The organism is Streptomyces boetiae, assembly GCF_031845405.1.
Classification (GTDB): Bacteria; Actinomycetota; Actinomycetes; order Streptomycetales; family Streptomycetaceae; genus Streptomyces; species Streptomyces boetiae.
In genome coordinates this window covers 217,016-237,568 of sequence record NZ_JAVREN010000001.1, presented here as the reverse complement: position 1 = coordinate 237,568, position 20,553 = coordinate 217,016, and the positions used below count along the sequence as shown (strand labels likewise).

The 20,553-nt window shown below is 75.1% G+C and carries 22 protein-coding genes; 5 read left to right on the top strand and 17 right to left on the bottom strand.

All coding sequences use genetic code 11. The features are described from left to right. Nucleotides 1-225: 225 nt before the first annotated feature. Nucleotides 226-918, bottom strand: coding sequence for an HAD family hydrolase (locus RM780_RS01090; RefSeq protein ID WP_311628468.1), 693 nt, complete (start codon nt 916-918; stop codon nt 226-228). Continuing rightward, nucleotides 919-1,821, bottom strand: coding sequence for a winged helix-turn-helix domain-containing protein (locus RM780_RS01085; RefSeq protein WP_311628467.1), 903 nt, complete (start codon nt 1,819-1,821; stop codon nt 919-921). A 173-nt stretch (nt 1,822-1,994) separates the two neighbouring features. Between RM780_RS01085 and RM780_RS01080 the strand changes: the two genes are divergently transcribed. Then, nucleotides 1,995-2,180: a hypothetical protein gene (locus tag RM780_RS01080; RefSeq protein WP_311628466.1), complete on the top strand. Its 186-nt coding sequence runs from the start codon at nt 1,995-1,997 to the stop codon at nt 2,178-2,180. A gap of 130 nt (nt 2,181-2,310) precedes the next feature. Here the strand turns inward: RM780_RS01080 and RM780_RS01075 are convergent, their stop codons facing one another. From RM780_RS01075 to RM780_RS01065, 3 genes are all read right to left on the bottom strand, one after another. Beyond that, a complete protein-coding gene (locus tag RM780_RS01075; RefSeq protein WP_311628465.1) occupies nt 2,311-3,576 on the bottom strand; it encodes a GNAT family N-acetyltransferase in 1,266 nt (421 codons plus the stop codon). A gap of 102 nt (nt 3,577-3,678) precedes the next feature. Then, nucleotides 3,679-4,653 (bottom strand): asparaginase, encoded by a 975-nt coding sequence (locus RM780_RS01070; protein WP_311628464.1) that lies wholly within the window; start codon nt 4,651-4,653, stop codon nt 3,679-3,681. Between the two features lie 53 nt (nt 4,654-4,706). Further along, nucleotides 4,707-5,348, bottom strand: coding sequence for an RsiG family protein (locus RM780_RS01065; protein WP_311628463.1), 642 nt, complete (start codon nt 5,346-5,348; stop codon nt 4,707-4,709). 153 nt (nt 5,349-5,501) lie between these two features. Here RM780_RS01065 and RM780_RS01060 point away from each other — a divergent pair, with 153 nt between their 5' ends. Further along, complete coding sequence (locus RM780_RS01060; protein WP_311628462.1) at nt 5,502-5,987, top strand: D-aminoacyl-tRNA deacylase; 486 nt, start codon at nt 5,502-5,504, stop codon at nt 5,985-5,987. A gap of 19 nt (nt 5,988-6,006) precedes the next feature. Here RM780_RS01060 and RM780_RS01055 read toward each other — a convergent pair whose 3' ends face one another. Beyond that, the gene (locus RM780_RS01055; protein WP_311628461.1) at nt 6,007-6,963 is read right to left on the bottom strand and encodes an alpha/beta hydrolase; all 957 of its coding nucleotides are present in this window, start codon (nt 6,961-6,963) and stop codon (nt 6,007-6,009) included. A 235-nt stretch (nt 6,964-7,198) separates the two neighbouring features. Here RM780_RS01055 and RM780_RS01050 point away from each other — a divergent pair, with 235 nt between their 5' ends. Continuing rightward, the gene (locus RM780_RS01050) at nt 7,199-8,650 is read left to right on the top strand and encodes a cation:dicarboxylate symporter family transporter (RefSeq protein WP_311628460.1); all 1,452 of its coding nucleotides are present in this window, start codon (nt 7,199-7,201) and stop codon (nt 8,648-8,650) included. 408 nt (nt 8,651-9,058) lie between these two features. Here RM780_RS01050 and ygfZ read toward each other — a convergent pair whose 3' ends face one another. The 6 genes from ygfZ to RM780_RS01020 all read right to left on the bottom strand — a co-directional run bounded on the left by ygfZ (nt 9,059) and on the right by RM780_RS01020 (nt 14,256). Further along, entirely contained in the window at nt 9,059-10,042 is a 984-nt protein-coding gene (gene ygfZ, locus RM780_RS01045; protein ID WP_311628459.1) for a CAF17-like 4Fe-4S cluster assembly/insertion protein YgfZ, read from the bottom strand. A gap of 9 nt (nt 10,043-10,051) precedes the next feature. Next, nucleotides 10,052-10,534, bottom strand: a complete 483-nt coding sequence (locus RM780_RS01040) for a Fur family transcriptional regulator (protein ID WP_311628458.1) — start codon at nt 10,532-10,534, stop codon at nt 10,052-10,054. A 98-nt stretch (nt 10,535-10,632) separates the two neighbouring features. Further along, nucleotides 10,633-11,859 (bottom strand): ABC transporter permease, encoded by a 1,227-nt coding sequence (locus RM780_RS01035; protein WP_311628457.1) that lies wholly within the window; start codon nt 11,857-11,859, stop codon nt 10,633-10,635. After that, nucleotides 11,856-12,614, bottom strand: coding sequence for an ABC transporter ATP-binding protein (locus RM780_RS01030; RefSeq protein ID WP_394812850.1), 759 nt, complete (start codon nt 12,612-12,614; stop codon nt 11,856-11,858). Before RM780_RS01030 ends, RM780_RS01035 begins: the two co-directional genes overlap by 4 nt. After that, complete coding sequence (locus RM780_RS01025) at nt 12,611-13,684, bottom strand: peptidoglycan-binding domain-containing protein (protein ID WP_311628456.1); 1,074 nt, start codon at nt 13,682-13,684, stop codon at nt 12,611-12,613. The genes RM780_RS01030 and RM780_RS01025 overlap by 4 nt, the downstream gene beginning before the upstream one ends. Continuing rightward, nucleotides 13,681-14,256, bottom strand: coding sequence for a hypothetical protein (locus RM780_RS01020; protein ID WP_311628455.1), 576 nt, complete (start codon nt 14,254-14,256; stop codon nt 13,681-13,683). The genes RM780_RS01025 and RM780_RS01020 overlap by 4 nt, the downstream gene beginning before the upstream one ends. A 106-nt stretch (nt 14,257-14,362) precedes the next feature. Here RM780_RS01020 and RM780_RS01015 point away from each other — a divergent pair, with 106 nt between their 5' ends. After that, the gene (locus RM780_RS01015; RefSeq protein ID WP_311628454.1) at nt 14,363-15,121 is read left to right on the top strand and encodes an SDR family oxidoreductase; all 759 of its coding nucleotides are present in this window, start codon (nt 14,363-14,365) and stop codon (nt 15,119-15,121) included. A 220-nt stretch (nt 15,122-15,341) separates the two neighbouring features. Here RM780_RS01015 and RM780_RS01010 read toward each other — a convergent pair whose 3' ends face one another. The 3 genes from RM780_RS01010 to RM780_RS01000 form a co-directional block, all read right to left on the bottom strand. Further along, nucleotides 15,342-16,742 (bottom strand): sensor histidine kinase, encoded by a 1,401-nt coding sequence (locus RM780_RS01010; protein ID WP_311628453.1) that lies wholly within the window; start codon nt 16,740-16,742, stop codon nt 15,342-15,344. After that, nucleotides 16,739-17,458 (bottom strand): response regulator transcription factor, encoded by a 720-nt coding sequence (locus RM780_RS01005; RefSeq protein ID WP_311628452.1) that lies wholly within the window; start codon nt 17,456-17,458, stop codon nt 16,739-16,741. The genes RM780_RS01010 and RM780_RS01005 overlap by 4 nt, the downstream gene beginning before the upstream one ends. Nucleotides 17,459-17,534: 76 nt before the next feature. Next, nucleotides 17,535-18,113, bottom strand: coding sequence for an FABP family protein (locus RM780_RS01000; RefSeq protein WP_311628451.1), 579 nt, complete (start codon nt 18,111-18,113; stop codon nt 17,535-17,537). A gap of 435 nt (nt 18,114-18,548) precedes the next feature. Here RM780_RS01000 and RM780_RS00995 point away from each other — a divergent pair, with 435 nt between their 5' ends. Next, complete coding sequence (locus RM780_RS00995) at nt 18,549-18,911, top strand: DsrE family protein (RefSeq protein ID WP_311628450.1); 363 nt, start codon at nt 18,549-18,551, stop codon at nt 18,909-18,911. Nucleotides 18,912-19,068: 157 nt separating this feature from the next. Here RM780_RS00995 and RM780_RS00990 read toward each other — a convergent pair whose 3' ends face one another. Together RM780_RS00990 and RM780_RS00985 are read right to left on the bottom strand one after the other, a co-directional pair. After that, the gene (locus RM780_RS00990) at nt 19,069-19,353 is read right to left on the bottom strand and encodes a DUF1416 domain-containing protein (protein ID WP_311628449.1); all 285 of its coding nucleotides are present in this window, start codon (nt 19,351-19,353) and stop codon (nt 19,069-19,071) included. Between the two features lie 45 nt (nt 19,354-19,398). After that, a complete protein-coding gene (locus tag RM780_RS00985) occupies nt 19,399-20,238 on the bottom strand; it encodes a sulfurtransferase (protein ID WP_311628448.1) in 840 nt (279 codons plus the stop codon). Nucleotides 20,239-20,553: the final 315 nt, after the last annotated feature.

Here is a 20,553-nt window from a genome sequence, read left to right as displayed (position 1 = left end):
CCCGGGTCGGGGCCGGGCCGCCTTGAGGCGGCCGAGGGAGGCGAGGTCGCCTCCCGGCTGGAGGATCTGCCAGACGCGGTGGTGACCGCGCAGCGTGGTCAGGGGCGCTGGGGGCCCGGGCAGCGGCGGCTGGCTCATGGTGGTGGCCTTCCGGCAGCGTGTGGGTGAACGAGTAGCGACACGGTACGCCGCGGGGGCCGCGCTGCCGATGGCTCACTTGGGTGCTCACCCGAAGGTGGGGGCGATGAGGGCGGTCAGGACTTGTTCGAGGGAGCGCACCACGTGGCGCGCGCCCTCCGCCGCGAAGGCCGCCGCGGCGGCCTCGTCGGGCGCGTACCCCAGGAAGGGCACCCCGGCCGCGCGGGCGGCGGCCTGGTCGGCGGTGGAGTCCCCGATCATCAGGGAGCTGTGCGGCTCGCCCCCGGTGGAGGCCAGGGCCCGCAGCACCGAGTCGGGGTGCGGCTTGAGCAGGGCGACGTCCCCGGTGCGGCCGTGGACGCGGCCGCCGACGTAGCCGGCCAGGTCGTGGCGGCGGAGGTAGGCGTCCGCCGCGCGGGGGGAGTTGTTGGTCGCGATGGCCACCTGTCTGCCGCGGGTGGAGAGCGCGGCGATGAGCGCGGCGGCGTACGGGGTGGGGTGGGCGCTGGCAGCCGCGGACACCTCCTCGCGGGTGAGGGCCTCCTCCAGGCCGTGGACCACGCCCGGCGGGGGGTTGCGGCGGGCGATGCCGCGCAGCACCTGGTGCGGGTCGGGGGAGGCGCGTAACTCCGGGGTGAGCAGCGAGGTCACCGACAGTTCGGCGGCCAGCTCGCGGAGCCGGTGCGCGATGCTCTCCGCCGTGTGGACGGCGAAGAGGCGGCAGACAGGGCCGTCGAAGTCGAAGAGAACACAGCGGGCATTACTGATGAGTTCCCTCATTTAACCCAGTGTGAGCGGTTGGGCCAGCGTTGACCAGAGGGACTCGAACCACTGGTGTGACTCTTCAACAAACGCGGTGTCCGAGGAAGACCGGAATACTTTTGAGCTGAGCCCGAGGACGTCGTAGATCTCGAGCTGCTCCCGCTCGTATTCGACCACGCGGGGAACGACCTGGTAGTAGGCGGTCAGAACCTCTCTCCCGTTGAGCAGATACAGCTTCTGGACGGGCGTAATGGGAACCGACCGGATTTCCACGCGGACGTCAGGAACCAGCTGCATCTCGGCCAGAGATGTCAGCTGGTGGCGAAGAGAGGTCGAGAACGTGCGGGTGAGCTGGCGCAGGCGGGCCAGCGGGCGGCGGTCGGAGGGGTCGGAGACCAGCCGGGGGTAGGCCAGCGGCGCGTCCGGGTTGGGCAACAGGACGCGGATGGCGATGGACTTGGGCGTCAGCTCCCCGGCGGAGATGGCCACCAGGGGGGCGGCCAGCGCGGAGTTGAGCGTCTCGGTGGTCAGGCAGAAGGCGTCGATGGTGATGTCCTGGGCCTGGAACGCCACCGCTATCCGGTCCGCCACCGCCACCCCGGCCGGGCGGGGGCTGTCGGAGGCGGGAGCGCTCACGACGGCGGGGGCGCCGCGTCCCCGGGCGCTGAGGTAGCCCTCCCGCTCCAGGATCGCCAGCGCCTGGCGGACGGTGGTGCGGTTGACCCCGAACTCGTCGGTCAGGGCCCGCTGGGTGGGCAGCCTCGCGTTCCGCGGCAGCGTCCCCGAGCGTATGCGGTCCCGAAGCGTGCCGGCGATGTGGTCGGCGGTGAGTGGGTCGCCCGGGGGCTCGCTGCCCCGCTCCCCCTCGCCGCCGTCCACCTGTTGATCTTCGTCGCCTTCCGGCACGGGCTCCTGACTCACGGCACTCACCATACAAGTTTCAGCCAGATACGGACCGTTGATATGAGGACGTTTCCCAGCCGACGCCAAGTGGGCAAAACAAGCGTATAGTTGGCGTACAACTTAGCCAACTTTCTGCAACCTCGGCGAACTTGGCGCAGAAGGCGCCGGTTGCCACGATGTGAGGAGGGGTCATGCTCGTCTCCACGATCACCGTGGCTGCCTTCGGCATCGCGGTGGAGCGGGCGGTGGAGATCCAGTTCGGACTGCCGGGCCTCATCGGCCTGCTGATCCTGCGGACCGGGATGCGCAGGCGGAACCGCACCTGCACATCCGTGGGCGCGACGGTCTTATTGACGCTGCTGGTGAGCAACTTCTAGCGACGCAAAATCTTCGGATTGTCGTAAGAGTCGGGGGGCTCCATGGCGGCGGCGGAACGGGCACGCGGCACGGGAAGCACGGACGGCACACGCACCACCGGAAGAACACGATGCACGACGGGCAGCACTACTAGAAGATATCGGGACACCAGGGGCGGCGCCCCGTGTGGAACAGCGAATCCGCGCGGGCCGTCGCCCCACTCGTGTGCTCCTCCAGGTCGCCGAAGGCCGCCAGCGAGGAGGCCGTGACGTCCCCGAGGTAGAGCGCGGCCAGGGCGCCCGTGGACAGCGTCAGGTCGGCGGCCCGCCCGGCCGGGGCCGGGGCGCAGTCCGCGCCCTCGGGGCCCGCCGCGAGCAGGTACCGCCCGGAGACCAGGCCGAGGGGGTCGCGCACCTCGATCGCCAGCTCGCCGGCGGCCGGATACGTCCGGGCCCGCAGCATCCGCGGCACGTCCAGCGGGCGCAGCCACAGGAAGTCGGCCTGGGTCTCCACCGAGGCGGCCCGCGGGTCGGGCAGCACCGCGGGCAGCGGCGCGTCCGGCGCGGTGCGCGAACTCACCAGCCCCGTCACCCAGTCCAGCGAGAGCACGAACCGCCACAGCAGCCGCTCGACGGCCGGGGAAGTGGCTGTCAGCCCGGCGACGGTCGCGGTGTTCTTCGGGAGCATCCCGGCCCACGCGTCGTCGGTCGTGAAGGTGGCCAGGCCCTGGGGCACCCCGTCCGCGTCCCGGTGCAGCACGTGGAACGGCTCGCGCCAGGGCTCGTCCCAGCGGACCTCGCCGGTGTACCGCTCCCAGAAGAGCCGCGAGCGGTCGATCGCGCCCGCCTGCCCGAGCCGGAACCGGTCGTACATCTCCGGGGCCGCCTTGCGCACCTCGGCGCCGTCCACGAAGGCCAGCTCCCCCCCGGCCCCCGCTCCTTCGCCCGCGCCCGGGGCCCAGCGCGGGTCCAGGCCGGCCCGCGTGACGTCCACGCGCCAGGTGACCGCGGTGGTGGCCGGGCCGAAGCCGAAGCGGCCGTAGATCGGGTACTCGGCGGCGATGAGGGTGGCCACGACGTCGCCGCGCTCCTTGGCGGCGGCCAGGTCGGCGGCCATCATCCCGCTCAGCAGCCCGCGCCGCCGGTGCGTGGCCGTGACGGTCACCGAGGATATGGCGTCGGCGGCGACCGTCCCCCCGCCCGGGACGGTCAGCCGCTGGTCGAAGCTGCGGAAGGTGGCCACGCAGCGGTCCCCGTCGAAGGCGCCCTGCGCCCGCCCCAGGTCCATGCGCGCGACCCGCTCCGCCAGCACTTCGTCGCTCAGGTCGGGCGGGCTGAGGAACCCGAGGTGCACGGCGCGGAGCCAGGCGCGGGAGGCGGCGTCGTCGCCGGCCACGAAACGGGTGTCGAGAGACATGTGTTCGAGGCTACGTCCGCCCACTGACAGACGGCCACGGAGTTTTCCCGCGGCCCCACGGGGCCCGGGGAAGGGGGCGCGAGGCGGCCCGCCCCGGCCGTTTCAGAACGCCGCGCGCACCTCGCCGACGGGGAGCCCGGCGCCCAGCACCACCTCCGGCGGGAGGGCAGCCGACACCGCGGCCGGGTCCACGCCCAGCCCCCGCAGCGCCGCCGCCAGGACCGCGAGCCGCGCCCGTGCCGCCCCGTCCTCGATCTTGAACGCCAGCGCCCGGCCGTCCGGCAGCGCCACCGCCTGCACCCCCTCCGCGCCCAGCTTGGAGAGCGTTCCCGGCACCGCCCGCATCAGCAGCGTGTCCGGCCGCCCCGTGCCCCCGACGTACTCGGGGTGCGCCCGCATCGCGTCCGCCACCCGCCGCCGGGGCGTGCCCGGCTCCGCCAGTACGAGGGAGCGGAACGCCCGCGCCAGGCCGGTCAGCGAGTACGCCGGGAGCGGGGCCCCGCAGCCGTCCACGCCGGTGCGCGCCACCGGCTCGCCGGTCGCCTCGGTCACCGTCTCCTCGATCAGCCGCTGGAGGGGGTGGCCGGGGTCGAGGTAGGAGTCCAGCGGCCAGCCGCGTTCGGCGCAGACCGAGAGCATCGCGGCGTGCTTGCCCGAGCAGTTCATCGCCAGCCGCGAGGCCGGGCCCTCGCCCTCGCCGAACCCCGGGCGTTCCGCCGGGCAGCCCAGCGCCTCCTCGGTCAGCCCGCGCTCGGCCAGCATCCGCGCCACCAGCTCGCGGTGGAACGGCTCCCCGGCGTGGCTGGCCGCGGCCAGCGCCAGGCGTTCCCCCGCCAGGTCCAGGCCCGCGCGCAGCACGCCGGCCGCCTGCATCGGCTTATTGCTGGACCGGGGGAAGACGGGGGCGCGCACGTCGCCCAGCGCCCGCGCGAGGGAGCCGTCGGGCGCCAGCACCACGAGCGCGCCCCGGTGCCGGCTCTCCACGAACCCGGATCTCACCACCTCGGCGAGCACCGGCGGGGCCTCCCCGGAAGGGGGCGCGGTGCCGGGAACAGTGCCGGGAGCGGTCTCGGACATGCGCGCCGCCTTCCGTGGGGCCGGCCGTTCCCCCGGCCGGGCGGCCGGGGCGTTCAGGAGAGCAGGTCGTCGATCTGGGCCTCGCCCTCGCGGTACCGCCGGGCGATCTCCGCCCCGCAGGCGTCCGCGGTGCGATGCAGCTCCTGCCGCCGCCGCGACAGCCGCGCCTCGCAGCGGGCCAGCCGGCCCAGCGCGTCGTGGAGCTCGTCGTCGGTCAGCGCGCTGGGGTCGGACAGCTCGACCTCCCCGAGCATGTCCTCCGCGAGCCGCCGGTACTCCTCCCCGACCGGGGTCGTGACGGTCACGTGCCGGGCCGAGGGGCGCTGCGCGGAGGGCCCGTCGGCCAGGATCGAGGGCAGGGCCTCCAGCAGCCCGGCGTCCGGGGTGACCCGGCGCCGACCCTCGGCCTGGAGGATGTCGATCCGGCCCTGGAGCAGCCGCCGCACGTAGCCGATGTCGCCCTCCTCGCGGACGGCGGCCCGGCGCAGCTCGCGGACCTCGTTCAGCGCGAGGGAGGTCAGGTCCGGCTCCCGGGAGGAACGGCCGCCGGTCTCCGCCGCGGCCGGGGAAGCCGCCCCGGCCCCCGCCCCGGCGCCCGCCCGGGGGGGCAGGCCGGCCCCGCCCGCGCCCTCGGTCCGCTCCCACGCGCCCTGGGCGCCGGTCCGCGCCGTCCTGCCGAGACCCGGTGTGCTCATGCGCTTTAGTCCCCTCGTACCCGTTTCGGTCCGGTGGCGCCCTACGTACCCCGTGCCACGCATCGTGTCACTGTGTACCCACCCCGCGCCCAGGCCGTGGCACCCATCCGGATACCGGTCGCCGGGAGGGAACGTTCCGGCACAATGGCCGCCATGCGAGCGGTGGTACAGCGGGTGGACGGCGCGGCCGTCACCGTCGGCGGCGAGACGGTCGGGGAGATCACGGGCCAGGGCCTGTGCGTGCTGGTGGGCGCCACGCACGCGGACACGCCCGAGACCGCCGCGCGGATGGCGCGGAAGCTGTGGACGCTGCGGGTGCTTGAGGGCGAGAAGTCCTGCTCGGACGTGGGGGCGCCGCTGCTGGTCGTCTCCCAGTTCACTCTCTACGGTGACGCGCGCAAGGGCCGGCGCCCGACCTGGCAGGCCGCGGCGCCCGGCGAGCTGGCCGAGCCGCTGGTGGAGGCCGTCTGCGCGGACCTGCGCGCCCTCGGCGCCGAGGTGGCCACCGGCCTCCCCCAGCCTGGCGGCTGGGGGTGCCCCCAACGGCGCCGACATGGGGGTACCTCCCAGCCGCCAGGCTGGGGGAGCGTGTCGCTCACGAACGACGGCCCCTTCACCGTGCTGCTGGAGATCGACTAGCGCCGCGCCCCCCGCCGCCTCACCCCAGGTGCTCGGCCAGGAAGTCCAGGCCGCCGGGCAGCCCGTCGATCCAGTACTGCCACTCGTGGATCCCCTCGCGGGCCATGAACCGGTGCTCCAGGCCCTTGGCCGTCATCGCCAGGTGCAGGTCGGCGTTGGCCTCGAAGAACTCGTCGTAGGAGCCGCAGTCCAGGTAGTAGGCGGTCCGGGACAGCTCGGCGGCGGGGGTGCGCTCCAGCACGCGGAAGAGGTTCCAGTGCAGGTAGCGCTCGTTCAGCCGGGCCTCGCCCTCCAGGTCGCGCCCGAAGGCCGCGCCGAAGCGCCAGTTGTAGCCCGCCATGTCCAGCGCCACGTGCTGGGCGTCGGTGCGCAGCCCGACGCTCAGCCCGATCGCGGCGGCGAACGTCCCCGGCGCGCGCATCGCGAACGACAGCGAGCCGAAGCCGCCCATGGACAGGCCGCCGATGCCCCGCCGTTCGGCCGCGCCGCCCGCGCGGTAGCGGTCCTCGACGTACGGCAGGAACTCCGTGGTGAACATGTCGGCCCACGGGAAGCCGCCGTCCGCGTCGTTCATCCAGTACACCAGCGGCTGCTCGGCCGAGGGCCGGGAGGTGTCCCGGCGGCCGTCGGGCATGACGACGACCAGCGGGGGGATGCGGCGGCGGGCGATGGCCCGGTCCAGGATCTCGCGGGCGTTGCCCATCCGCAGCCACTCGTCGTTCTGGCCGGTGGCGCCGTGCAGGAGATAGAGCACGGGGTAGGGGTGGCGGCGGCGGGCGTTCCAGCCGGGGGGCAGGTACAGGGAGTAGAGCACGTCCATGCCCAGCGTGCGGCTGCGCATGGGCAGGTTCTCGCGCACCCGGCCGCGGGCGGCCGTCGTGTGGGGCGCGGCCTGGGCCGTCCCCGCCCCGGTGGTGAGAACGGCCGCGGTGGCGGTGGTCGCGGTGGTCGCGGTGATCAGCGTCCGGCGCTTCATGCCGGTACCTCCCTGGTCCCGTAGCGGTGTTCCCGGCGGGGCGGACGTTACATCGCCGAATACGAGTCGACAATGCCGAACGCCGAACCGGTTCGCGGGACCGCATGCCCGCCTCCCCGGGCCTTCGCGAACGAAATGAACGCAAGCGTGACGGCACTCACACGGGCGGGGAAAGTCTCGGGGGTTGGCCCTGCCCGCCCCTGCCCGTCCCCCCGACCCGACCTGGAGGCACCCCGTGGCTGCACCGTCCGCCCGGCGGCGTGACCGGACCCACTACCTGTATCTCGCGGTGATCCTGGCGGTCGTCGCCGGCATCGCGGTCGGGCTCGCCGCCCCCGACGTGGGCACCGAGCTGAGGCCCCTCGGCACCGGCTTCGTCAACCTGATCAAGATGATGATCTCGCCGGTCATCTTCTGCACGATCGTGCTCGGCATCGGATCGGTCCGCAAAGCCGCGAAGGTCGGCGCCGTCGGCGGCCTCGCCCTGGGCTACTTCCTGGTGATGTCCACCCTCGCCCTGGCCGTGGGCCTGGTCGTCGGCAACATCCTGGAGCCGGGCGCCGGCCTGCACCTCACCGAGGACGCCCGGGGCGTGGGCGCCGAACAGGCCGAGGGAGCGGCCGAGTCCACCACCGACTTCCTGCTCGGGATCATCCCGGCCACCATGGTCTCCGCCTTCACCGAGGGCGAGGTTCTCCAGACCCTGCTCGTCGCGCTCCTGGCCGGCTTCGCGCTCCAGGCGATGGGCGCGGCCGGGGAGCCGGTGCTGCGGGGCATCGGGCACGTGCAGCGGATGGTCTTCCGGGTGCTCGGCATGATCATGTGGGCCGCGCCGGTGGGCGCGTTCGGGGCGATCGCCGCGGTGGTGGGGGAGACCGGGACGGACGCGCTGCGCTCGCTGGCCGTCATCATGGTCGGCTTCTACGCGACCTGCCTGATCTTCGTCTTCGTCGTCCTGGGGCTGCTGCTGCGCGTGGTCGCCGGGATCAACATCTTCTCCCTGCTGCGCTACCTGGGCCGGGAGTTCCTGCTGATCCTGTCCACCTCCTCCTCCGAGTCGGCCCTGCCGCGCCTGATCGCCAAGATGGAGCACGCGGGCGTCTCCCGGCCGGTCGTCGGCATCACGGTCCCCACCGGGTACTCCTTCAACCTCGACGGGACCGCGATCTACCTCACCATGGCCTCACTGTTCATCGCGGAGGTGATGGGCGATCCGCTGTCCCTGGGCGAGCAGGTCTCGCTGCTGGCGTTCATGATCATCGCCTCCAAGGGCGCGGCCGGGGTCACCGGCGCCGGTCTCGCAACGCTGGCCGGCGGGCTCCAGTCCCACCGGCCCGAACTCCTCGACGGCGTCGGCCTGATCGTCGGCATCGACCGCTTCATGAGCGAGGCCCGCGCCCTGACCAATTTCGCGGGCAACGCGGTCGCCACGGTCGTCATCGGCACGTGGACCAAGGAGGTCGACCGCGCCCGCATGCGCGAGGTCCTGGGCGGCGCGCTCCCCTTCGACGAATCCACGCTGGGGGCGGACGGCCACGGGGCCCCGGCCGCGACGGACGCGCCCGGGGCCGAGGCCCCGGAGCCGTCCGGCGCCCTCCCGGCGCCGCGCCCGGAGCCCGCCACCCCGCCGCCCGGCGGGCCCGGCTCGGGAGAGGAACCGGCCGAGGTGCTCCCGGCCCAGCGCTAGCCCGGGCCCCCGGCCCGGAGGGCGTGCGCGGCGCGCGGGCGCGCGCCGCGCCTCGGCACTGCGCCGAGACGGCCAGGCCGGCCCAGGCCACCGCACCGGCCACCCGCCGCAGCGGACCGCGTCACGGAAGCCGCCGGTTCTCCGGGCCACCCGTGTGGTCCGGGGACCGGCGCCGGAAGGCGCACCCGGGCGGGTCCCCCCGGGACCGTGCCGACGCGGCGGCGGCCGGTCCGCATCGGGCCTGCGGCCCGGCCCCGGCGGGCCCCTCGGGAGGGGCCGCAGGGGCCAGGCGTCGGGCCTCCGGCTCGCGCGCCGGGGCGTCCCCCGGCGCGTACGCGCCCGCGCGCCGCAGGGCCCGCCCCACGCGGGTCGCGGCGCGGAGCCGTGCCGGGGCGACCGAGGCGCGCCCTAAGGCGCGACCACGACCTCCTGCGCCGCCGGGGTCGTGTCGGCCAGCAGCGGCGCGTCCGTGGGGACGTTGCGTTTGATCAGGGCCAGGGCGATGGGGCCCAGTTCGTGGTGGCGGGCCGCGGTGGTGACGAAGCCGATGGGGCGGGCCTCGGGGCCATCCGAGGCGAGGCGGACCGGGGCGCCGTGCTCGGGGAGGCGGACCTCGCTGCCGTCCAGGTGCAGGAAGACCAGGCGGCGCGGCGGGCGGCCGAGGTTGTGCACCCGGGCCACCGTCTCCTGGCCCCGGTAGCACCCCTTCTGCAGGTGTACGGCCGTCTCCAGCCAGCCCAGCTCGTGCGGGATCGTGCGGTGGTCGGTCTCCCGGCCCAGCCGCGGCCGGTGCGCCTCCACGCGCAGCGCCTCGTACGCCAGCACCCCCGCCGGGGGCCCGCCGAGCGCGGCGGTGAACGGCCCCAGCTCGCCCCGCGGCAGGAACAGGTCCCGCCCGTGCGGCGTCTCGCGCACCACCGACCCCGTCGGGACGGAGGCGATCGACCCGGCCGGGAGGTGCACCACGGCGAACTCGCCGGTCCGGTCCGCGATCTCGACCCGGTAGAAGAACCGCATGCTCTCCAGGTACGCGATCAGGGAAGCCGCCGCGCCCGGCTCGGTGTGCGCCCAGGTCGTCGCCCCGTCGTCCACCAGGTAGAGGACGTGCTCGATGTGGCCCTGCGCGCTGAGGATCAGCGCCTCGGTGGCGCGCCCGGGCTCCAGCTCCGTGACGTGCTGGGTGAGCAGCAGGTGCAGCCAGGCCAGCCGGTCGGCCCCCGAGACGGCCACCACGTCACGGTGCGAGAGGTCGACGAAGCCCTCGCCGCGGGCCAGCGCCCGCTGCTCCTTGAAGAGATCGCCGTAGTGCGCGGCGACCCCGGCGTCCGGGGCGTCGGCGGCCACGGCGCCGGGCAGGTTCAGCAGCGGACTCGCGTAGGGCGCGTGGGACATGCGTCCAGCCTACGGCGCGCCGCCGCCCTCGCCCCCGGCCGCCGGGGCCTCGTCGGCGCCGAGGCCGGCGCGGTCGCCGCGCGAGCACTCCTCGCAGCGGCCGAAGATCGCGAAGTGCCGCAGGTCGGTGTCGAAGCCGAAACGCTGCCGCAGCCGCTCCGCGAACGGCTCGGCCATCTCCAGGTCCGCCTCCAGCACCGTCTCGCAGTCCCGGCACATCAGGTGCAGGTGGTGGTGGCGCTCGGCCAGGTGGTACGTCGGGGCGCCGTGGCCGAGGTGGGCGTGGGAGACCAGGCCCAGCTCCTCCAGCAGCTCCAGGGTGCGGTAGACGGTCGAGATGTTGACCCCGCCCGCGGTGCGGCGTACCTCGGTGAGGATGGCCTCCGGCGTGGCGTGCTCCAGGCGGTCCACAGCCTCCAGCACCAGCTGGCGCTGCGGGGTCAGCCGGTAGCCGCGCTTGCGCAGATCAGTCTGCCAGTCGGTGCTCACCATCTTCCCCAGTGTAGGAGGCGCCGGAGGGCACGGACCCCGCCCGAGGGGACGCGACGGGGTCCGTGCGAGGAGGCGCTCCCAGCTTGCGCCCTCGGGTGTCAAACCGCCGTAAGGGCCCGCGCCGGGGACAGCCGCGCCGCGCGCACCGCCGGCCAGAACCCGGCCAGCGCCCCGATCACGGCCGTCGCGGCGAGCCCGCCGGCCGTGGACCAGGCCGGGACCAGCGCGGGCCAGCCCCGCGCCGCCGCCCAGGCCGCCGTGACGCCGGTGCCGGCCAGCACGCCGCCCGCCCCGCCCAGCGCCGAGAGCAGCAGCGACTCGGCCAGGAACTGCGCGCGGATCTGGCCCCGGGTGGCGCCCAGCGCGCGGCGCAGCCCGATCTCGGAGCGGCGCTCCAGCACCGAGATGACCATCGTGTTGGCTATCCCGACCCCGCCCACCAGCAGGGCCACCGCGCCCAGGCCCAGCAGCAGCCCGCTCAGCGCCTCGTCCGCCGCCTGCTGGGCCGCGAGCGCGTCGGAGGGCCGGGAGACCTCCACCTCGTTGGGCGCGGCCGGGTTGGCGGTGGCCGCGAGCACGGCCTGCACGTCCGTGACGGCCGCCGGGTCGGCGCGGGCGTAGACGGTGGTGGGCGAGCCGTCGAAGCCCAGCTCGCGCTCGGCGTAGGCCCGGCCGACCAGGGCCGCCGCGTCCAGCTCGGGGGCCAGCGGCGCCGGGTGCAGCAGCCCGGTCACGGTGAACCACCGCCCGCCCAGCCACACCTGAACGTCCGGCCCCGGCCGGTGCACGCCCAGCCGCGCGGCGGCGTCCGCGCCGAGGACCACGGCCGGGTAGGCGGCGGTGGCCTCGTTCAGCCACGCGCCCTCGGCCACCTCGGCGCCCACGGTCGCGGGCAGGCCCAGGTCCGCCGCGTACACCCCGATCCCGCCGGTCTCCGGCTCGGGAACGCGGTCGGTGCGGTAGACGCCGGCGTCCAGCAGGGCCGTCGCGCTGACCGACTCCACCGGCTGAATGCGGCCGATCATCTCGGTCGCCGTGCCGGGCAGGGCCGCCGCGCCGCCGCCGATGCTCTGGCCGGGGGCGACGGTCAGCAGGTTGGTGCCCAGGGCGTCGAGCTGCCGGTCGAGCCCGGCCCGGCTGGAGGAGGAGATCCCGACCACGGCGATCATGGCCGCGATCCCCAGGGCGATCCCCAGCGCCGAGAGCACCACCCGCACCGGCCGCGCCCGCAGCCCGGCGGCCCCGACCCGCGCGACGTCCACGGGCCGCAGCCGCGCGGGCCTCGGCGCCCGGCGCGCCGCCGCACGAGCCCTGTCCCGGCTCATGACGCGCCCCCGGTGTCCTCGGTGATCCGCCCGTCGCGCAGGCGGACGCGGCGGGGGAGGGTCGCGGCGATGTCGCGGTCGTGGGTGATGACCACGACGGCCGTCCCGGCGGCGTTCAGCTCGCGCAGCAGCTCCATCACGCGCTCGCCCGAGGCCGTGTCCAGCGCCCCGGTCGGCTCGTCGGCGAGCAGCAGCAGGGGGCCCGCCGCGCCCGAGCCCGGCGCGGGGTCGGCCAGCACCGCGCGGGCGATGGCGCACCGCTGCTTCTCGCCGCCGGACAGCTCGTGCGGCCGGTGCCCGAGCCGGTGCTCCAGGCCCACCCGGCGCAGCGCGGCCTCGGCCAGTTCCCGGCGCCGGGCGCGCGGCACGCCGCCGTACAGCAGCCCGTCCGCGACGCTGTCCCGCACGGGAACGCCCGGCGCCAGGTGGAACTGCTGGAACACGAAGCCGATGGTCCGCGCCCGCAGCGCGGAGAGCTGTCCGTCCGGCAGCGCGGCCACGTCGTGGCCGTCGATGCGCACCGTGCCGGAGGTGGGCCGTTCCAGGGTGCCCAGGACGTTCAGCAGCGTGGACTTGCCGGAGCCGGAGGGGCCGACGACGGCGAGGAGCTCGCCGCGCCGGATGCTCAGCGTGGCCTCCTCCAGGGCGGTCACCGGGCCGTACGCGCGCCCGGCGCGGATCAGCTCGGCCACCGGCGGCGGCTCAACGCCCGGGGCAGGGGCGGTCGCGGCGGGGGCCGCGGCGGGCGCGCTCACTCCGGCACCCCCACGACGGTGCCCTCGGCGATGCCCTCGCCGGAGACCTCCACCAGCCCGTCCGCGAACAGGCCCGTCTCGACGCGGACGTACGCCGTCCCGCCGCCCTCGGCCACCTCCACGCCGTAGCCGCCCTCCCGGAGCGCGACCAGGGCGTTCACCGGCACGGCCAGCACGTCCTCGCGCCGCTCGGCGGTCAGCCGGACGGTCACGGGGGCGGCCTGGTAGGTGCCCAGCGCGTCCTGGTCGGCCACGGACAGCTCCAGCGGGATGGTCACCTCGGCCTCGGGGTCCGCCTCGCCGCCCGGGGCGGCGGTGGCCGCGCCCACGTGCGTCACCTCCGCCTCCAGCTCGGTGCCGTCCGGGAGTCCGACGGTCGCGGCCGTGCCCTCGGCGGCCAGGTCCTCAAGCCCGGCCTCCAGCGCGACGTCGATCCGCCGCTCGGTGCCGGTGATGTCGAGCACCGGCCCGGAGGCGGGGGCGCCCGGCGCGGCGTGCAGCGCCTGCACGCGGGCCGCGCCCCCCGCGACGGCCGCCTCGCCCGGCAGCACCGCGCCGGTCCCGGGACGGCCCAGGTCCTCCTGCCAGGCGGCGACGGCCTCGGCCGTGCCCTGGCTGTAGGTGGCGTCGGCCGTGAAGCCCTCGTAGCCCAGGGCGGCGAGGTTCTCCTCAAGCAGCTCCACGTCCGGGCCCTCCACGCCCGGCTCCAGCGGGCGGTAGAGCGGCTGGGCGCCGTAGAGCAACGGCACCGGCTGGGCGTTGACCGTGTACAGCGGCTCGCCGCGGGAGACGGTGTCCCCGGGGTCGGGGAGCCAGGTCAGCATCCCGGGGCCGTCCGGGGCGTCCGGAGCCGGGGCCTGCACGGTGACCGGGTCCCCGTGGCTGAGCGTGCCGGTGACCTCCTCGGTCCTGGTCAGCGTCGCGGTGGTGACCTCGGCCGTGGCGGGCGGCCCGTCGGGCGCCTCCCCGCCGGTCTCCGCGCTTCCGCCGCCGAACCCGGAGGCGGCCACGGCCGCCGCGCCCGCCACCGCCACAGCGCCGAGCGCGGCCAGCGCGCCCCGCGCCCTCACGGGGTCTCAGCCCCACGGAAGCCCTCGACGAACTCCCGGCAGGCGTCCAGCGCCGCGTCGAAGCCCGGCGCGGAGGGGTCCACGGCGTCCGGGCCGAAGCCCTCGGGGCCCGGGTCGGGCATGTCCACGCCGTTCTCGCGCATGCAGGCGGCGAAATCCCGCATGCCGTCGAGCTGTTCCTCGTCCGGCTCGGGCCGGTCCTGGAGGTCCGGCGGCGCCAGGTCGCGGCACGCCTCGTACGCCGTCATCAGCGCCTCGCGCCCGCCGGCCTCCTGGGCCGCCCGCTCGAAGTCGATCTCGCCGGTCGCGGGGTCCGGGTCGGGCACGTCGAGGCCGTTCTCCCGCAGGCACGCGGCGAACGCCTGCGCCTGCTCCGCCGGGTCCTCCTCCGCGCCGCTCCCGCCGGTGCCGCCCTCCTCGACGGAGGCCACGCCGCCGCCGTCCGAGCCGCCGCCTCCGCAGGCGGTCAGGGACAGGAGCAGCAGCGCGAGGAACGCCAGGAGCAGGGCGCCGCGGGCCCGTGCGGGCCGGGGGCCGGTCCCCGCGAGGGGGACGGTGTGTGTCGTCGTCATGGCGGCGATGCTCGGCGCCCCGGCTGGGTGTCCGCTGCGCGCCGCCTGAACGTCCGCTGGGAGTATGGCGCAGTCATCTGCGGTGCGGAGCGAGGAGCGTGGTGGAGTGGATCTCGGACTGGCGGAGCGCGTCTACGTCGTGACCGGCGGCAGCAAGGGCCTGGGCTTCGCGACGGCCGAGGCGCTGGTCGCGGACGGCGCCCGGGTGCTGATCTCCTCGCGCGACGAGCGGAACGTGGCCGCGGCGGTCGAGCGGCTGGGCGGCGCGGAGGGCCGGGCGGCCGGGGCGGTGGCGCACCTCGGGGACCCCGAGGCGGCGGAACGGCTGGTGGCCGCGGCGCTGGAACGCTTCGGGCGGCTGGACGGCGCGCTGGTCTCCGTCGGCGGGCCGCCGCCGGGGACGGCGGCCTCGGCGGGGGACGAGCAGTGGCGGGCGGCGTTCGAGTCGGTCTTCCTCGGCGCGGTGCGCACGGCCAGGACCGTCATCGGGCGCCTCGAGGCGGGGGGCGCGGTGGGCCTGGTGCTCTCCTCCTCGGCCCGCTCCCCGATCCCGGGCCTCGGCATCTCCAACGGCCTGCGCCCCGGGCTGGCCATGGTCGCCAAGGACATGGCGGACGAGTTCGGGCCCGCCGGCATCCGCGTCTTCGGCCTCCTGCCGGGGCGCGTCTCCACGGACCGGATGCGCGAGCTCGACGCCGGCGCCGACGAGGCGGCCCGCGCCCGCGCCCTGGAGGCGATCCCGCTGCGCCGCTACGCCACCCCCGAGGAATTCGGCCGCACCGCCGCCTTCCTCCTCTCCCCGGCCGCCTCCTACCTCACCGGCCTCACCGTCCCCGTGGACGGCGGCGCCCTCCGCACGCCGTAGGTCCCACTTGGGGCCCGCCCGGAGACGTGGGCCCACGCCCGGGGCGCGTGCGCGGCGTCCGCCGGGTCCGTGCCCTCGCGGCGTCGGCCGCGTGCCCGGTTCCCGGGCTCTGCCCGGGGTGGGCCGACGGCTCCGCTGCCCGGCTTCCGCCGAAGCGGGCCCGCTCGCGCAGCGGGCCGGCGCCCCGGCCGGGAAGCCCCCGCCGAGGCGCGGATCCCGCTCAAGGCGAGCAGGACGGCGGAGGCGGCGGCAGCGTCAGGCGGAAGGCCGCGCCGTGGGGTTCGGCCGGGGCGTGGGTGAGGGTGCCGCCGTGGGCCCGGGCCAGGGCGGCGGCGATGGAAAGGCCCAGGCCCGTGCCGCCGTCGTGGGGGCGCGCGGGGTCCGCGCGGTAGAGGCGGTCGAAGACGCGGGAGGCGTGCTCGGGCGGGATGCCGGGGCCCGTGTCGGCGACCTCCGCCACGGCCGTTCCTCCCGGGCCCGTGGCCGTGCGGACGGCGATCGCCGCGCCCGGCGGCGTGTGGCGCAGGGCGTTGGTCAGCAGGTTGCTGAGGATCTGCCGCACCCGCAACGGGTCCCCGAACGCCAGGGCCGGGCCCGGTCCATCCAGCGAGATGGCGCGTTCCGGGTGCTGGGCACGGGCGGCCCGCACCAGGTCGGCGGCCGGCTCCCGCAGGTCCAGCGGGCGGGGCGAGAGCGCGGGCTGCTCGTCCAGCCGGGCCAGCAGCAGCAGGTCCGTGACCAGCACACCCATCCGCCGCGCCTCCGCCTCGATCCGCGCCAGCGCCCCGGCCGGGTCCCCGCCGCGCCGGCTCAGCTCCGCGAAGCCGCGGATCGTGGTCAGCGGCGTCCGCAGCTCGTGCGAGGCGTCCGAGAGGAACCGCCGCAGCCGCCGCTCCGAGTCCCGCCGCGCAGTGATCTCCCGCTCGACCCGGTCCAGCATGGCGTTCATCGCCCGCCCCAGCCGCCCCGGCTCGGTCCGCGGATCGGCAAAGGGCACGCGGCGGGCGAAGTCCCCGCCGGAGATCGCCGCCGCCGTCGCCTCCATCCGCGTCAGCGGGCGCAGCCCCAGCCGGATCAGCCAGGCCGCCCCGAGGGCCAGCAGCAGCAGGACAACGCCCAGCACCGCCGCGTCGATCGCCAGCAGCCGCCCCACCGTCTGCTCCACCTGCGCCAGCGAGGCCGCCATCACCACCAGCCCGCCGTCGGAGGTCTCCCGCACGCTCAGCCGCCAGTCCGGCCCCTCCCCGCCCCGGCCGGGCACGGTGAACGTCCGCCCCGCGCGTTCCGCCAGCGTCCCCGCCTCCGGCAGCCGGGGCCCGGCCGCCGCCTCCTCGCCGGGCTGCGCGGCCAGCAGGCGGCCCTCGCCGTCCAGCACGAACACCTGCGTGCTGTCCCCGAACCGCCCGCCCAGCGCCGCCTGCCCCACCGCCGTGGCTTCCAGCAGTTGCGCCACCCGCTCCGCCGGGACCGTCGTCCCCGCCTCCTGGCCGGTGACCAGCCGCTCGTCCACCTGGTCCATCAGGTAGCCGCGCAGCAGCACCAGCCCGGCGGCGTTCGCGGCCACCAGCGCCAGCGCGCTCAGCGCCGCCGTGATCAGGACCAGGCGGGTGCGCAGGGTCACGGCGCCGGGCGCAGGACGTAGCCGACGCCGCGCACGGTGTGGATCAGCGGCGCCCGCCCGTCGTCGATCTTCCGGCGCAGGTAGGAGACGTAGCTCTCCACGATCCGGGCGTCCCCGCCGAAGTCGTAGGACCACACCCGGTCCAGGATCTGCGCCTTGCTCACCACCCGCCCGGCGTTGCGCAGCAGGTAGCCGAGCAGCCGGAACTCGGTGGGGGACAGCTCGATCCGCTCCCCGCCCCGGCGCACCTGGTGCGCGGCCTCGTCCAGCTCCAGGTCGGCGCAGCGCAGCACCGGGTCGGGGGCCGGGGCCGCCTGCGCGGCGGGGCCGGCGGCGGGGGAGCGGCGCAGGATCGCGCGGACCCGCAACACCAGCTCCTCCAGGCTGAACGGCTTGGCCACGTAGTCGTCGCCGCCCAGGCTCAGGCCCCGGATGCGGTCCGCGACCTCGTCGCGGGCGGTGAGGAAGAGCACGGGCACCCGGCAGCCGTCGCGGCGCAGGGTGCGGGCGACCTCGAAGCCGTCGAGGTCGGGCAGCATCACGTCGAGGACGATCAGGTCGGGGGCGGCCGTGCGGACGGCGTTCAGGGCGGCGGCCCCGCCGTCGGCGCAGCGCACGGCGAAGCCGGTGAGGCGGAACGTCTGGGCCAGCAGGTCGCGGATGTTCGGCTCGTCGTCCACGACCAGGAGGGTGGCGGCGGGGTCGGCAGAAGTCACGCCCGCAGGTCTACGCCCCGAAGCTCAGAATTCCCTGAGAACGCCCGGGGCGGCCCGGAACGCCCCGCCGCCCCGCTCAGCGGAAGAACGCGATGCCGTCGTCCGGCAGGTCCTTCAGATCGGCCACCCACTCCCTCGGATCGACGGCCTTCTTCAGTTGCGCCGACATCCACGGCTGGAGCGGGATGTCGGGCGTGGCCTTCTCACCGACCCACATCAGGTCGCCGTTGACGTACCCGTAGAGCCGCTTGCCGCCGGAGTACGGCGGGCTGGCGGAGGTGCGGGCGACCGCGTCGGTGGCGAGGTCGATCTGCGGCTTGCCCTCCGCGAGCCGGCCGTACCAGACCTCGACCACGCCCTGGTCGCGCACGAGCACCGCCTCGACCTGGCGGTCGGCGCCCACGCGCCAGTACCCGTGCTCCGACTCCAGCGGCTCCTGGCGCCGGCCGTCGGCGTCCAGCCGCCACGTGTGCGAGGAGTACTCAAGAAAGTCGCGGCCGTCGTGGGAGAAGGTGGCCTGCTGACCGAAGTTGCACGCCTGCTGACCGGGCTCGCCGAAGGTGTCCAGCGCGGCCACGCCGGCGCCCTGCCAGGTGCCGAGGAGGAACGCCAGCGGCACCAGGTCCCGGTGCAGGTCGGACGGGATCTCGATCATGGGATCAGCGCTGGCCCTGGTACAGCTTCTTCACGACCAGACCCGTGAAGGCGGCGCTGCCGACGACGACCAGGACCATCAGCGTGATGAAGAATCCCTCCAGCACGAGGGGCCTCCTTGCTCCGGGCGTGGCTCCGGGAAGTTGGGAAATCCGTCCGTGACCGAGTCTAGTCCTCGCAAGTCTGGGCATCTGACCAGTGGCAAGGCCGCCGACTTGGTCACATGCATGCGGCCTTGACCGTTTTGTGATCACTGCGGCTGAACGCGTTTCGCCTGCGCGGCGTCTAAGCGCGTGGAAAGGGTGTGATCATGAACTGTCCAAATTGTGGCGCGATGATGCACCAGGGCCCTCGTGGCGACTGGGTTTGCGCCAACTGTGGCACGACGCGTTAACCTCGCGGATTTGCTGTAGCCCGCCCGGATTACGGTGGCGCCATGGCGAAGAAGCTGGTGATCAAGGTGACGGCGGGGGCCGACGCTCCCGAGCGGTGCTCGCAGGCGTTCACGGTGGCCGCCGTGGCCGCCGCCGGGGGAGTGGAGGTATCGCTGTGGCTGACCGGGGAGTCCGCGTGGTTCGCGCTCCCCGGGCGGGCGGCGGAGTTCTCGCTGCCCCACGCGGCACCGCTGCCGGACCTCATCGAGGGAATCCAGGCCGCCGGGCGCATCACACTGTGCACGCAGTGCGCCGCCCGGAGGGGGATCAAGGAGGAGGATGTGATCGACGGGGTGCGCATCGCCGGGGCCCAGGTCTTCGTGACCGAGATCCTGCCCGACGACGTGCGCGCGCTCGTCTACTGAACGTCACGTACGTACGGAACGCCAAGATTCGGGACGCACGAACGAAGCACCAGAACCATCGAAAACGGGGCACCACGCGGGGCCGCGCCCCCCGGTGACGGGAGGCGCGGCCCCGGCTGATGCCCAGGCCCGTGCGGGCTTCGCGGGCCGGCGGCGCTCAGACCGCGATGGTGACCTCGGTCAGACCGCCCTGCTGCGCCACGACGGTGCGGTCCGCCGTCGCGCCCGGAACGAGCGCGCGGACGGTCCAGGTGCCCTCGGCGGCGTAGAAGCGGAACTGGCCGCTGGCCGAGGTGGGCACCTCGGCGGTGAACTCGCCGGTGCTGTCCAGCAGGCGGACGTAGCCGGTGACCGGCTCGCCGTCCCGGACCACGGACCCCTGGATGGTGGTCTCACCGGGCTTGGCGGCGGCTTCCGGGCCGCCGGGCTTCGCTCCGCACATCGGCGCAGCCTCCCTGTCCTTCGTGTTCGGGCGTGTTCTGGGTGATTACTTGGCCGGGCCGGTCTCGACGGGCACGCCCACCAGGGAGCCGTACTCCGTCCAGGAGCCGTCGTAGTTCTTGACGTTCGGAACGCCCAGCAGCTCGTGCAGCACGAACCAGGTGTGCGCCGAGCGCTCACCGATGCGGCAGTAGGCGATGGTGTCCTTGGACAGGTCCACGCCCTCGCCCTCGTACAGCTCCTTCAGCTCCTCGTCGGAGCGGAAGGTGCCGTCGTCGTTGGCCGACTTCGACCACGGGATGTTCCGGGCGGAGGGCACGTGGCCCGCGACCTGGGACTGCTCCTGCGGGAGGTGCGCCGGGGCGAGCAGCTTGCCGCTGAACTCGTCGGGGGAGCGCACGTCGACCAGGTTCTGGGTGCCGATGGCCGCCACGACCTCGTCGCGGAAGGCGCGGATCGAGGTGTCCTGCCCGGAGGCGCGGTACTCGGTCGCGGCCCGCTGCGGGACCTCCTCGACCAGCTCGCGGGCGTCCAGCTCCCACTTCTTGCGGCCACCGTCCAGCAGCCGGACGTCGCCGTGGCCGTAGAGCTTGAAGTACCAGTACGCGTAGGACGCGAACCAGTTGTTGTTGCCCCCGTAGAGGACGACCGTGTCGTCGTTGCCGATGCCCTTGGCGGACAGCAGCGCCTCGAAGCCGGCCTGGTCGACGAAGTCGCGGCGGACCGGGTCCTGGAGCTCCTTCTTCCAGTCGATCCGCACGGCGTTGCGGATGTGGTTCTTCTCGTAGGCGGAGGTGTCCTCGTCGACCTCGACGAGTACCACCTTCGGGTCGTCGAGGTGCTGCTCGACCCAGTCGGCGTCCACCAGGACGTCACTGCGGCTCATGCTCGGTTCTCCTTCGGCGATCTGGCGGGGGAGGGGGCGTGAAGGGGCGTGGATACCCGCGCCTGAGGTGCGGTACGCGCCCGGTCGTGCGCGGCGGCGGCGCCGCTGCGCGCACGGGGGGTGGGGACCGGGGACGGCGTCGCCGTCAGCCGGGGCGGCGACAGAGCATGGCGGCGACGCGGCACAGATCCACCGCCCGTCGCCTTGTCAGTCCCCGCCCGGGGGCACCCGCAGCCTGTCGCGTCATGGCGGGATCGTACGGAGCGTGGCGCCGCGATGTCACCGGCGTTCCGTATGGTGAGACGATTTTGGCTG